Origin of the sequence: Streptococcus oralis subsp. oralis (genome assembly GCF_002096495.1) — a bacterium.
GTDB classification, from domain to species: domain Bacteria; phylum Bacillota; class Bacilli; order Lactobacillales; family Streptococcaceae; genus Streptococcus; species Streptococcus oralis_CU.
The window spans coordinates 88,344-101,535 of record NZ_NCUO01000008.1; the positions used below are offsets into that span (position 1 = coordinate 88,344).

A 13,192-nucleotide genomic window follows, 5' to 3' on the forward strand; every position below is an offset into this window, starting at 1 on the left:
AAAAAGGGATTCTTCTATTCTTGTTTTTATGCTTCTACACGTTCAGTCCATGAAGTCGCTGTTGTTTGAAGAACTTTGTTGAGTTCGTCAATGTTCTCAAATCCAGTTGTGCGTAGCCATTCACGAGCTGCTGCCTCACCGTTTTTGATGTAGGCTTCAACTGATCCAGCCCAAGTTGCACGGCCGCAAAGAACACCGTTGAAGTTTGCGCCTGATTCGTGGGCAAAGACAAGTGTTTCTTGGAAGAGTTTAGCTGATACACCTGCACTCAAGTAGATGTATGGCAAGTTAGTCGCTTCATCTTGTGCTTTGAAGAAGGCTGCTGCTGCTTCACGTGTATGAACGATTTCACCATCGCCAAAGCCTTCAACGTATTTGACGTTGACTGGAACTTCCACTTTCAAGACATCAATGTTAAAGCGTGGGTCTGAGAAGACCTTCATAGCGCCGATAACCTTGTGTGGTTTTACTTTGGCGTATTCTGCAGAACCTGCGTCAGCGATTTTTTCATCGTAAGCCAAGATTTCAAGGAAGAATGGAATGTCTTCCGCCACACACTCTGAACCGATGCGTTCGATGTAAGCTTGTTTTTCTTGGTTGAGTTCGTCAGCGCTGTCTACATCGTAGTAAAGCAAGAATTTGACAGCGTCTGCACCTTGTTCTTTAATGCGTTTGGCAGACCAAACATCCAAGCAGTCAGGCAAGCGTTTAGTGCTAGTTGTGTCATAACCCGTTTTTTCATAAGCAAGGAGAAGACCAGCATTTGGTGCAAGAGCTTTTGTAGCTGGAAGTCCATACTCAGGGTCAAGAAGCATAGAGGATGCGTATTTTGTCAATTCATCTGCAACCAAAACTTTGAGTTCTTCCATTTGAGCGACTGTTGGCTCTTCTGTTTGGTATTGAGCCATGAGGCGTTTCAAAGCACCACGTTGGTCAAAAGCAAGAGCTGAGATGATTCCATTCTCGTCAGAGAGTTTTTGCAAGCAGGCTACTTTATTGGAACTTAATTGTAATTTACTCATAGACACTTCCTTATTTTTGATAGTCATGAATGATAACACCTTGTACCACACGGTTTACTGTACCTGTAGGAGATGGTGTATCTGGTTTATTTTCTACCTTGAGTGAAGTCAATAGGGCAAAGAGTTGGGCATAAACGATGTAAGGGAAGACACGGTAAATATCGTTCAAGACACCGCCACAACCAAGGGCTACTTCTTTGACATTTTCAAGACCAAAGGCTTGATCACTCAAGAGCACAACACGACGAGCAATCTGATCACCAGCCACTTCACGAACCAAGTCCAAGTCGTACTTGCGAGTGTAGTCTGTCGTTGTACCAAAGATCAAAACAACTGTATCTTCGTTGATCAATGATTTTGGACCGTGACGGAAGCCGACTGGGCTTTCATACATAGTCGCCACCTGACCAGCTGTTAATTCCAAAATCTTGAGCTGAGCTTCATGAGCAAGTCCAAAGAAAGGACCAGCGCCTAGGTAGATAACACGATTAAAGTCGAGGTCAACCAACTCTTTGACATCTTCTGCATTGTCTAGAACTTTGCGGACAAGGCTAGACACAACTTCAAAACGTTCAGCTTTCACAGCAAATTCTGTAGGATCAAAGACCAAGAGAGCTGTTAGCATCATGGACGTAAAGCTAGAAGTCATGGCAAATCCAGCGTCATTGGAAGCAGCTGGTTGCAAGAGCAAAAGATTGCGATCATCGCCATGAGCCTGAAGAGCCAATTTCCCTTCTGCAGCACATGTAATGGTCACTTGATAGAGGTCATCCACCAAGGCTTTAGCCAAATCAACCGTTGCCACACTTTCAGGTGAATTTCCACTACGAGCAAAGGAAACAAGGACAGTCGCCACATCTTTTTTCAGATAGGTTTCTGGATTGGCAACAATATCAGTTGTCGCAATGGCATTGAAATTCCATTTGCGTTCGTCATAGACTTCCTTAAAGTAAGACACCAAGGTATCTCCCACATAAGCAGAAGTCCCAGCACCTGTCAAGATGACCTTGATATAGTCATGTTTATCCGCAATCCCTTGTAGGAAGGCTGCAATTTCTTCCCGTTTCGCTTGATAGGCTTCAAAAGCTTCTTTCCATACATCAGGCTGTTGGTAGATTTCACGAGTCGTGATTTCTGCACCCAGTTCAAGTAATTCTTCTTTTGTGTAATTTAGCATAGAGTTCCTCTAATCTATTGTTGTTTCATTCCTATTGAAAATATGGGAATGGGAGTGACTCCCATTCCCATGTATATTCGATATAAGATGCTCTAAGTTACATCTTATTCATCTTCGTCATCATCGAAGCCCGCTAACAAATCATTGACTTTTACGATGCTTTCTGCAGCACGGCTCTTATAATCCGCATCTGCACCTGTAAGGCTTGCATTGATAAATTCAATCACCATTGGAAGATTCATCCCTGCGTAGAGTTCAATGTCGCGGCCTTCCATAATCAAACGGCTTACCACGTTACAAGGTGTTCCGCCGAGAAGGTCCGCAAAGACTAGGAAATCATCCAACCCTTCGATAGCAGCTTCAAATTTTGCAGTAAATTCTTCTGGACCATCTTCTGGAAGAAGAGCCACTGCATGAATGTTGTCCTGTGGACCCATGATCATTTCTGTGCTACCTTTAAGTTCTTCACAGAAACGACCATGACTCACCAAAATTAATGATTTACTCATAAATTATGCGCCCATTCCAAGCAAGAATTTACCGATGAATGAAAGACCTACTGCAAGAACGATAATGATACCGATCGCTTTAGTAGAGTTCATACCTTTCTTACCAAGCAACCAGAAGATAAAGGCAGTAAAGATTGCTGGAAGCAAGCGTGGGAAGATTGAGTTCAAGATGTCTTGGAAGTCAATCATCTTTTCACCGATTGGCAATTTGTAAGAAATCTCAAAGTTGATCATTGTTGCTACAAGAGCACCCATCATGAAGACACCAAGTACAGATGCAGCGTCAATCAAAGCTGTCAAGGTACTTTGCATGTTGTTGATGAGGTTAACCCCTTCTTTGTAGGCAAATTCCAATTGTTTCCAACGGAAGATGTCATAAGCAACTGCAACTGCGATCCAAAGGAAGATACCCCATGGTTGGCCAGCGATAGCCATAGTTGCTGCGATAGATCCCATGATAGCAGGTACAAGTGAACCAAAGATTGTATCTCCAAGAGGAGCGAATGGTCCCATCAAACCTGTCTTGATACCGTTAACGGCATCTTTTGAACCCACACCATCTTTTTCTTCCATGGCAAGGTCAAAACCAGCGATAATAGTGTGGAAGAATGGTGAAGTATTGAAGAATTGAGTATGAACTTTCATCATTTCTTTCAATTCAGGAGTTCCATCCCCATACATTTTACGTAATTGTGGCAAGATCATGTAAAGGTAACCAGAAGCTTGCATACGTTCGTAGTTCCAACCTAATTGGAAAGTAAACAAGCTACGTTTGTTGATTTGATTAAAATCTTCTTTTGTTAGTTTGTAATTAGAATTCGTCATCTTCGATTTCCCCACTTTCTGATGGTGTAGAAGGTGCTGCTACAGCAACTTTTTGGCTGTTCTTGAAGTGAACAACTGCAAGGAAGATACCCACGATAGAGATACCGATCATAGACAATCCTTTGAAGTTGTTAACAAAGCCAATTTTTTCAGCAACTTCAGCAGGAAGAGTGCCAATGATTCCAGCAACTGCTCCACCAAGACTTGTTACGTTTGAGTAAAGAACAGTCAACATAGCTGTCAAACCGAATCCCATAGCAAGGTAGTGAAGGTTACGTTTAACTGGAAGGTAACGAAGCAAGATAGCGAATCCAAGACCTGGAAGCATACGACCTGCAAGAGTCAAACCGTCTGCAACCCATTGGTATTCTTTAACAAGGTTTACAACACCTTGTACGAATTCTCCACCGAAAGCAAGGGCGAAGAATACTGGAAGGGCACGAGAAAGAGCCCATGGAATCGCACCAAGTAGGTAGTTGCGTTCGATACCTTTGTAGTCAAAGCGTTCGATCGCAGCATCAATACGGTGTGCAAAGAAAGTAGTTGTCATACGTCCAAGAACGTCGAAGTATGTCAAAAGTGCTGCTACTGGTACAGCGATTGTTGTAATCGCAAGATCTGTATCAATACCTTGAGAGATAGAGAATGCTGTTGCAAGAACCGCACCAGAAGTTGCGTCGATACGAGAAGCACCACCAAAGGTACCAACCCCGAGAACGAACAACTGCAAGCTACCACCGATAAACAAACCAGTTGTCACATCTCCCATGATCAAACCAGTAATGAAACCAGCGAATACAGGGGAACCTGCAGATGAAACGATTGTCAACTCATCACAGATTTGATAAGCTGAGTACAAAGTGAGAAGTAAAATTTGCCACCATTGTATCATAACAATGACCTCCTAAAAATTTTTTCCTATTTTAATAAGCTCAAAAAGTCTGAAACTGGATCATTTGGAACCATTTGAGCAGTGAGTTTCACACCTTTTTCTGCTAGTTTGTGGAAATCTTCCACATCCTTGTCTACCACGTTGATAGAACGTGTGATAGAGCGAGTTTCTGGTGTTTGAGACATATTGCCGACGTTGAGTGTTTCAAGCGGAACACCTGCTTCGACCAAACCAAGGAAACGGTCTGGTTTACGTGCAACGATAAAGAGACGTTGGCTATCGTATTTACCAGCAAGGATATTTGCTGCTGCTTTCTCAACTGGCAAGATACTGAGTTTCACACCTGGTGGTGTCGCAAGTTTCAAACCACTCTTTTCAATATCGTTGTTAACAACTTCGTCGTCTACAACCATAATGCGTGAAACATTTAGTTTTCCAGCCCAAAGATTGGCTACTTGACCGTGGATCAAACGTCCATCGATACGGCATCCTACAATTGTCATAAGTTTTCCCCCTTTATGTGTTTTAGTGTAGGTTTACGAGTTAAATGAATCTCTTCTTTATATTCGCCCTCAGTTTCAAAGATGATGATGCGGTTAGCACCTTCCTTGAGATAGCTATGAGGGATATAAAGTGAGAGGGTCGGGCCGACGTTCCAGAAACGTCCTAAGTGACGCCCGTTGACAAAGGCAACTCCCTTACCAAACTCAGACAAGTCTAAGTAGGTATCCTTCGGCTCTTCGACCGTAAAGTCGAAAGCGTAAAAGGCTGGCTGTCCTTCTGTCCATCCTTTTGAAAAATCAATCTTCTCAGGATTATCCAGTGGCAGTGGATATTGTTTCCAATTCAGTAAGAAATGTAGATCTTTGCAGACACCTGTACGAATTCCTTTACGTTGCGTATCTGCCAAGAACTTATGACCGTAGTTGACACGCCCCATATTTTCAATCAAGATGTCAATCTCTGAAAAGCCTTCTCGATTGCCCTGACAGTAGATATCTTCACCAATCTCTGTCTGGTATTGAGTAGCAATCCATTGACCATCTACAAAGAGTTGAGCTCGGTCACGTCCATCGATGATACGGAGACGTTCCTCTTCTGCATCCCAACTTGCCTCAGTGCGGTAGAGAAGGTAGCCATAGCTTTGACCAAGTTCTTCCATCGCTTTTGGATAGAGGCTTTCAGTTGGACTAGAGAGACTATCCAGGGTTTCAAACAAGGAAACTTTTTCGACCAATGGAATGGACCCTATCTCCATGCTTTCCTTATAGAGTGGTTCCAACTGTGGATACTCTGGGAAGTGGGTTGCCATCATCTTCTTGACTGCTAGGTATTTAGCAGTTGGATTTCCTTCTTCATCCAGAAGGGCATCATAGTCGTAAGATGTGACTTGTGGCAAATCCAGAGTTCCTCGAGCCGAGCAACCATTCATGAAACCAAAGTTTGTACCACCATGGAACATGTAAAGGTTGATAGAGCCTTGCTCCAATACCTCTCGAACAGCTTCTGCCAATTCTTTAGGATCACGAGTGATGATGGGTTCTTTCCAACGGTTGAACCAACCATCCCAGAATTCCATACACATGAGGGGCCATTTCTTGCCATGCTCATCAAAGAATTCCTGCATCTGTGAAAAGTTGTACGGAGCTTTAGAACCGAAGTTTCCTGTCACAAAGAGATCGTCTTCGATCAAGGTTCCGGCTTTCAGAGTAGCCCTCCATGGGCCATCTGAAGTAAAGAGTGGGCAATCAATCCCTCGGTCTTCCATCAATTTCCGAATTGCTCGTAGATAAGACTTATCTTCTCCATAAGAGCCATATTCATTTTCGACTTGCATCATAAGAATGTTTCCACCATTATCCAACAAGCGAGGCACAAGCCTTGGCAATAATTGGTCATAATAGCGAGCAACAGCCTCGATGTAGGCCGGGTCGGACGAGCGAATTCGCATGTCCTTTGTCAAGAGCCAAGCCGGCAAGCCACCAAATTCCCATTCCGCACAGATAAATGGAGACGGGCGTACAATGGCATAGAGACCTAGATCTTGTGCAATTTGAAGAAATCTCTCCAAATTTCTGGCACCTTCAAAATCAAACTCCCCTTCAACAGGTTCGTGTAAATTCCAAGCCACATAGGTCTCGACTGTATTAAAGCCAAGCGCCTTTAAGTTATAGAGAGAATGATACCAATCCTCTGCTGGAATCCTAAAATAATGAATGGCGCCGGACAAAATCTTGAACGGTTTTCCGTCTAAATAGAAATCGTCCTCAATTTTAAATCTGGTCATGTTATTACCTCTGACGAATTAAGTTTGCGCTTTCATTTATTATAATATTAACTATAATCAAATCTTTTGCATTTGTCAATAGGTTTTAGAAAATTATTTAAAATTTTTCTATTTTTTTACTTACCGTTTACCGAAATTATCTAAAAATAGCATGAAAACGATCTTTTTATGTATGATAATTCACAAGAACATCAAATGAATTTTTTTACATGTAAAATAACATTTTTAGTCTATTATTTTAATTTTTTGACCTTAATACTACTCTTTTCTCTATATTTGTGGTAAAATCAAAATTGGAGAAAGAGAATCGAGGTGAAATTTATGGCTATTCCTAAATACCAATATATTAAAGATGAATTAAAAAATAAAATCATCTCTGGTCAATTTGCAAGTGGAGATAAATTTTATACAGAAGCCGAATTGATCGCGATGTACGATGTGAGTTCAATCACAGTTGTTCGTGCCTTGAACGACCTTGCTAAAGACGGCTACATTGTCCGCCAACAAGGTAAAGGTACTTTCGTTTCACGTGCCCGCAAGCACAAACTCGTTGAGTTTTCAGATGTCGAAATCTTTGAAACAAAAGACGATAAAGTTACTGTCCTTTCTATCGAGCGCGGAAACAAACTTGAATATTTAGATAAACTTGGACTACGTGGAGATCAATTCTACTATAAGATTGAACGTATTCGTCAGACAAACGACGTGACATACATCTACCACACATCTTATATTCCTGAGCAATACATCAATGCCAACTATCCAAATCTTGACTATTATAGCTCTATCTATACACGTTTCAAATTGGATTACCGCATTCACATGAGTGATGAACATTTTGAGGAAATCAACGAAATCGCATTCCCAACTCCAGAGCATGCTGCTTCTGTACTCGGAATCGATACACAATTCCCAACTGTCTTCCAAACGAAGACTACAAAACTTGAGGCCACTGGCCAAGTCCTTGCCTATAGTGAAACTTATAAGCGAGCAGACTACTACAAAATCAAATTCATCTCATGTAACCGAGGTCATTAAGAAAAAGCCTGAGCCTAGCTCAGGCTTTTTCTGTATTCATTATAGCACGAGAAAGAAGTTGTGAAAACACTATGAAGGGCTCTTATTTAATTAGTAGCATTTTTACTAAAAACAAGTTAAATACTTGCTTCGTTTTTCCTTCTATCTTTATCTTTTATTGGCAATTTTCTCCTAAATCTTATGTTTTCCTCCATTTATTATAGTTCTTATATAAACCCACTTGACATTTTACCCCTTAGATAATAAAATAAAATTGGTTTTATGTAAACGCTATCATATATGATAATAACAAGGAGGTTTTGTCATGAAACTAGAAAAGAAACAGCGCTTCTCCATCCGTAAATACGCAGTTGGAGCAGCTTCTGTACTTATAGGATTTGCTTTTAGCGCACAAGTCGCAGCTGCCGACGGGATTACTCCGACTCCAACAGCTGGGGAAACAGTTCAAACTGTCCAGGAGAGTCCGCAAACACCCAATGAGGCTGGAGAGTCCAAGGCCCCAGAAAAACTGGAAGAAAAGGCTGAAGAACCTGTAAAAGAGGAGATCAAAGAAGACACGGAGGCTCCTCATACAGTTGCTCCAAAAACGGAAGAAACAACTGCACCAGCTGTGACAGAAAATGCTAGTCCTACTCCGACTACTGAGAAAGAAAGTCCTGCTCCAACTGAAGTTCCTGCAGAAAACTCTCCTTCAGAAAAGAAAAATGAAGCAGCCACACCTGCAGTAACCACACCTGCAGTAGCCACTCCTAGTACGGAACGAGCAGCTCAGGTAAATGAAAAACTGGCTAAACGAAAAATGATCTCAATTGATGCTGGACGCAAGTACTTCTCGCCTGAGCAACTCAAAGAAATCATCGACAAAGCTAAACACTATGGTTATACTGATCTTCATTTACTAGTTGGAAATGATGGCATGCGTTTCATGCTGGACGACATGACGATCAAAGCCAATGGCAAAACCTATGCAAGCGATGATGTCAAACGTGCACTCGAAAACGGAACCAATGCCTACTACAAGGATCCAAACGGCAACCATTTGACAGAGAGTCAAATGACGGACTTGATCAACTATGCTAAAAACAAAGGCATTGGTCTCATCCCAACTGTAAACAGCCCTGGTCACATGGATGCGATTTTGCATGCCATGAAAGAACTAGGCATCCAAAAACCGAACTTCAACTACTTTGGTAAGGAATCTGCTCGTACCGTTGACCTTGATAACAAAGAAGCTGTTGAGTTTACCAAAGCCCTGATCGACAAGTATGCTGCATACTTTGCTGGCAAATCTGACATCTTCAACATCGGACTAGACGAGTACGCCAATGATGCTACAGATGCCAAAGGCTGGAGCGTTCTTCAAGCCTATAAATGGTATCCAGAAGATGAATTCCCAGACAAGGGTTATGATAAATTTATCGCCTACGCTAATGACCTTGCTCGCATCGTCAAATCTCACGGCCTCAAACCAATGGCTTTTAACGACGGTATCTACTACAATAGCGACACTAGTTTTGGAACCTTTGACAAAGACATCATCGTTTCTATGTGGACTGGTGGATGGGGCGGATACGACGTCGCTTCTTCTAAACTTCTAGTTGAAAAAGGCCACCAAATCCTTAATACCAACGATGCTTGGTACTACGTCCTCGGACGAAATGCCGATGGCCAAGGATGGTACAACCTTGACCAAGGACTCAATGGTATCAAGAACACTCCAATCACTTCTGTACCAAAATCTGATGGGGCTACTATCCCATTCATCGGTGGTATGGTAGCTGCTTGGGCGGACACCCCATCTGCACGCTATTCACCATCACGCCTCTTCAAACTCATGCGTAGCTTCGCAAATGCCAATGCTGAATACTTCGCAGCTGACTATGAGTCTGCTGAGCAAGCCCTGAAAGAAGTCCCAACAGACCTTAACCGCTATACTGCAGAAAGTGTCGCAGCTGTCAAAGAAGCTGAAAAAGCCATTCGCTCACTCGATAGCAACCTCAGCCGTGCCCAACAAGACACCATTGACCAAGCAATCGCGAAACTCCAAGAAGCTGTCAGCAATTTGACCTTCACACCAGAAGCTCAAAAAGAAGAAGACGCGAAACGTGAAGTTGAAAAACTTGCCAAGAACAAGGTAATCTCCATCGATGCCGGACGTAAGTACTTCACGCTCGACCAACTCAAACGCATCGTAGACAAGGCGAGCGAACTCGGCTACTCTGATGTGCATCTTCTCCTAGGAAATGATGGACTTCGCTTCCTCCTTGATGACATGACCATCACAGCTAACGGCAAAACTTATGCAAGTGACGATGTCAAAAAGGCCATCATCGAAGGAACAAAAGCTTACTACGATGATCCAAACGGAACCACTCTTAGTCAAGCTGAAATCACTGAATTGATCGAGTACGCAAAATCAAAAGGCCTCGGACTCATCCCAGCGATCAACAGCCCAGGTCACATGGATGCCATGCTCGTCGCTATGGAAAAACTTGGAATCAAGAATCCTCAAGCCAACTTTGACAAGGTCTCCAAAACAACCATGGACCTTGAAAACGAAGAGGCCATGAACTTTGTCAAAGCCCTCATCGGCAAGTACATGGACTTCTTTGCAGGCAAGACAAAGATCTTCAACTACGGTACAGACGAATATGCCAATGATGCCACCAACGCGCAAGGCTGGTATTATCTAAAATACTACAATCTCTATGGTAAGTTTGCTGAGTACTCTAACACTCTTGCTGCCATGGCCAAAGAAAGAGGCCTTCAACCAATGGCCTTCAACGATGGTTTCTACTACGAAGACAAGGATGATGTTGAGTTTGACAAGGATGTCATCATCTCTTACTGGTCTAAGGGATGGTGGGGTTACAACCTTGCAACGCCTCAGTACCTAGCAAGCAAAGGTTACAAACTCCTCAACACCAACGGAGACTGGTACTACGTGCTAGGTAATCACAAACCAGATGAAGCTTACCCACTATCAAAAGCACTTGAAAACTCTGGCAAAGTACCATTTAACCAGCTTGCATCTACCAAATATCCTGAGGTAGACCTTCCAACCGTCGGAAGCATGCTTGCTATCTGGGCAGACAGACCAAGTGCTGAGTACAAGGAAGAAGAAATCTTTGAACTCATGACTGCCTTTGCAGACAATAATAAAGACTACTTCCGCGCTAACTACAATGCCCTCCGTGAGGAACTTGCTCAAATCCCTGCAAACTTGGATGGATACAGCAAGGAAAGCTTGGAGGCCCTAAATGCAACGAAAGAAGCTCTCAACTACAACCTCAACCGTAACAAACAAGCCGAGTTAGACGCTCTCGTAGCCAAACTCAAGGCAGCCCACCTAGGCCTCAAACCAGCAGCAACCCACTCAGGAAGCCTTGATGAAAATGAACTAGCTGCCAATGTTGAAACCAAACCGGAACTCATCACAAGAGCAGAAAAGATTCCATTTGAAGTTATCAAGAAGGAAAATCCGAACCTCCCAGCCGGTCAGGAAAAGATCATCACACCAGGTGTAGAGGGCGAACGTACTCATTACATCTCTGTCCTTACTGAAAATGGAAAACAAACAGAAACGGTTCTAGATAGCCAAGTGACCAAAGAACCTGTGACCCAAGTGGTTGAAATCGGCGCCCCTATTACTCACAAAGGAGATGAAAGTGGCCTTGCTCCAGCTGCCGAAGCGAAACCAAGGCTGGATATCCAAGAGGAAGATATTCCGTTCACTACTGTGACACGTGAAAATCCACAATTGCCACTCGGACAAACGCAAGTCATCGTTACTGGTGTAAATGGTCGCCGTACGATTTTCTACTCTGTCAGCACTACTGCTGACGGCAAGGAAGAAAGAACACTTGTCAATAGTGCGGTATCGCAGGAAGCGGTCGCTCAAGTTGTTGAAGTCGGCACTGCCGTTGAGAAAGCTGAGCAAACTGCACCAACTACTGCCAAAGCAGATGAAAAACAACTCCCTGCAACAGGAAGTCAAGATTCTGCAGGCTTGGTCGCAGCAGGCCTCATGGCGACTCTAGCAGCCTACGGACTGACTAAGAGAAAAGAAGACTAAGATTCTTCTAGGAGAATACGAAAAAGCGAGATTGAATCTCGCTTTTTATTGTTAGGATTAATCACCAAGTCCTATACGTTCAAAGATATCATCCACTCGTTTAGTGTAGTATGCAGGATTGAAGATTTCGTCGATCTCCTCTTGAGTGAGGCGTGATGTCACTTCTGGATCTGCTTCGAGAAGCGGTTTGAAGTCTACTTGGTTGTCCCAAGAGTGGGCTGTTTTTGGTTGCACCAAGTCATAGGCTTGCTCACGGGTCATACCTTTTTCAATCAAGGTCAACATCGCCCGCTGGCTAAAGATAAGACCAAAAGTTGAGTTCATGTTGCGGATCATGTTTTCAGGGAAAACCGTCAAGTTCTTGACGATATTTCCAAAACGGTTGAGCATGTAGTCAATCAAGATGGTTGTATCTGGTGCGATGATTCGCTCAGCTGATGAGTGAGAGATATCACGTTCGTGCCAAAGGGCTACGTTTTCATAAGCTGTGACCATGTGACCACGGATCACACGCGCCAGACCTGTCATGTTCTCAGAACCGATAGGGTTGCGTTTGTGAGGCATTGCTGAAGACCCTTTTTGACCTTTAGCAAAGAACTCTTCCACTTCGCGTTGTTCAGACTTTTGCAAACCACGGATCTCTGTTGCCATACGTTCGATTGAAGTCGCGATGCTAGCAAGAACTGCAAAGTACTCAGCGTGAAGGTCACGAGGAAGGACTTGTGTAGAGATTTCTTGAGCACGGATACCCAACTTGTCGCAGACGTATTGCTCCACAAATGGTGGGATGTTGGCAAAGTTACCAACCGCACCAGAAATCTTACCAGCTTCCACGCCAGCAGCCGCATGTTCGAAACGCTCAATGTTACGTTTCATTTCGCTGTACCAAGTTGCCAATTTAAGACCAAAAGTTGTAGGCTCAGCGTGCACACCGTGGGTACGTCCCATCATGATAGTAAACTTGTGTCCTTTCGCTTTATCAGCGATGATGTTGAGGAAGTTTTCAAGATCCTTACGGATGATGTCGTTGGCTTGCTTGTAAAGGTAACCGTAGGCCGTATCCACCACGTCGGTAGAAGTCAACCCATAGTGCACCCACTTGCGCTCTTCACCAAGAGTCTCAGAAACCGCACGAGTGAAAGCCACCACATCGTGGCGAGTCTCCTGCTCAATCTCCAAAATACGGTCGATGTCAAAGTCCGCCTTCTCGCGAATCAAAGCCACATCTTCCTTAGGGATTTCCCCCAACTCAGCCCATGCCTCATCAGCCAAGATTTCCACCTCAAGCCAAGCACGGTATTTATTTTCTTCACTCCAAATGTTCGCCATCTCAGGGCGACTATATCTATCAATCATGTTTAATTTTC

Annotated in this window: 10 protein-coding genes; 2 read left to right on the plus strand and 8 right to left on the minus strand. The window is 43.4% G+C overall.

Annotation, left to right across the window (positions count from 1 at the left end; all coding sequences use genetic code 11):
• Positions 1-26: 26 nt before the first annotated feature.
• From lacD to B7717_RS00840, 7 genes are all read right to left on the minus strand, one after another.
• Positions 27-1,022 (minus strand): tagatose-bisphosphate aldolase, encoded by a 996-nt coding sequence (gene lacD, locus B7717_RS00810; protein WP_084944002.1) that lies wholly within the window; start codon positions 1,020-1,022, stop codon positions 27-29.
• Positions 1,023-1,032: 10 nt separating this feature from the next.
• Entirely contained in the window at positions 1,033-2,199 is a 1,167-nt protein-coding gene (locus B7717_RS00815) for an SIS domain-containing protein (RefSeq protein ID WP_084943987.1), read from the minus strand.
• Between the two features lie 104 nt (positions 2,200-2,303).
• Complete coding sequence (locus tag B7717_RS00820; RefSeq protein WP_000045700.1) at positions 2,304-2,708, minus strand: PTS sugar transporter subunit IIA; 405 nt, start codon at positions 2,706-2,708, stop codon at positions 2,304-2,306.
• Positions 2,709-2,711: 3 nt separating this feature from the next.
• On the minus strand, positions 2,712-3,533 hold the full coding sequence (locus tag B7717_RS00825; RefSeq protein ID WP_000185287.1) for a PTS system mannose/fructose/sorbose family transporter subunit IID: 822 nt from the start codon (positions 3,531-3,533) through the stop codon (positions 2,712-2,714).
• The gene (locus tag B7717_RS00830) at positions 3,520-4,425 is read right to left on the minus strand and encodes a PTS mannose/fructose/sorbose/N-acetylgalactosamine transporter subunit IIC (protein ID WP_000616990.1); all 906 of its coding nucleotides are present in this window, start codon (positions 4,423-4,425) and stop codon (positions 3,520-3,522) included. The genes B7717_RS00825 and B7717_RS00830 overlap by 14 nt, the downstream gene beginning before the upstream one ends.
• A 26-nt stretch (positions 4,426-4,451) precedes the next feature.
• Complete coding sequence (locus tag B7717_RS00835; RefSeq protein WP_000156968.1) at positions 4,452-4,928, minus strand: PTS sugar transporter subunit IIB; 477 nt, start codon at positions 4,926-4,928, stop codon at positions 4,452-4,454.
• Positions 4,925-6,712: a glycoside hydrolase family 35 protein gene (locus B7717_RS00840; protein WP_084849072.1), complete on the minus strand. Its 1,788-nt coding sequence runs from the start codon at positions 6,710-6,712 to the stop codon at positions 4,925-4,927. The genes B7717_RS00835 and B7717_RS00840 overlap by 4 nt, the downstream gene beginning before the upstream one ends.
• Before the next feature lie 321 nt (positions 6,713-7,033).
• On the opposite strand from B7717_RS00840, the gene B7717_RS00845 reads away from it, so the two are divergent.
• A complete protein-coding gene (locus B7717_RS00845; RefSeq protein WP_001007181.1) occupies positions 7,034-7,750 on the plus strand; it encodes a GntR family transcriptional regulator in 717 nt (238 codons plus the stop codon).
• A 304-nt stretch (positions 7,751-8,054) separates the two neighbouring features.
• Positions 8,055-11,825, plus strand: coding sequence for an LPXTG-anchored beta-N-acetylhexosaminidase StrH (gene strH, locus B7717_RS00850; RefSeq protein ID WP_049479224.1), 3,771 nt, complete (start codon positions 8,055-8,057; stop codon positions 11,823-11,825).
• Between the two features lie 57 nt (positions 11,826-11,882).
• On the opposite strand, the gene purB is transcribed toward strH, so the two are convergent.
• Entirely contained in the window at positions 11,883-13,181 is a 1,299-nt protein-coding gene (gene purB / locus B7717_RS00855; protein ID WP_084943988.1) for an adenylosuccinate lyase, read from the minus strand.
• Between the last annotated feature and the right edge of the window lie 11 nt (positions 13,182-13,192).

Excerpts from the sequence above, each read along its gene's own strand:
- lacD (WP_084944002.1), bottom strand. The coding sequence starts at position 1,022 with ATGAGTAAATTACAATTAAGTTCCAATAAAGTAGCCTGCTTGCAAAAA.
- B7717_RS00815 (WP_084943987.1), bottom strand. The coding sequence starts at position 2,199 with ATGCTAAATTACACAAAAGAAGAATTACTTGAACTGGGTGCAGAAATC.
- B7717_RS00820 (WP_000045700.1), bottom strand. The coding sequence starts at position 2,708 with ATGAGTAAATCATTAATTTTGGTGAGTCATGGTCGTTTCTGTGAAGAA.
- B7717_RS00825 (WP_000185287.1), bottom strand. The coding sequence starts at position 3,533 with ATGACGAATTCTAATTACAAACTAACAAAAGAAGATTTTAATCAAATC.
- B7717_RS00830 (WP_000616990.1), bottom strand. The coding sequence starts at position 4,425 with ATGATACAATGGTGGCAAATTTTACTTCTCACTTTGTACTCAGCTTAT.
- B7717_RS00835 (WP_000156968.1), bottom strand. The coding sequence starts at position 4,928 with ATGACAATTGTAGGATGCCGTATCGATGGACGTTTGATCCACGGTCAA.
- B7717_RS00840 (WP_084849072.1), bottom strand. The coding sequence starts at position 6,712 with ATGACCAGATTTAAAATTGAGGACGATTTCTATTTAGACGGAAAACCG.
- B7717_RS00845 (WP_001007181.1), top strand. The coding sequence starts at position 7,034 with ATGGCTATTCCTAAATACCAATATATTAAAGATGAATTAAAAAATAAA.
- strH (WP_049479224.1), top strand. The coding sequence starts at position 8,055 with ATGAAACTAGAAAAGAAACAGCGCTTCTCCATCCGTAAATACGCAGTT.
- purB (WP_084943988.1), bottom strand. The coding sequence starts at position 13,181 with ATGATTGATAGATATAGTCGCCCTGAGATGGCGAACATTTGGAGTGAA.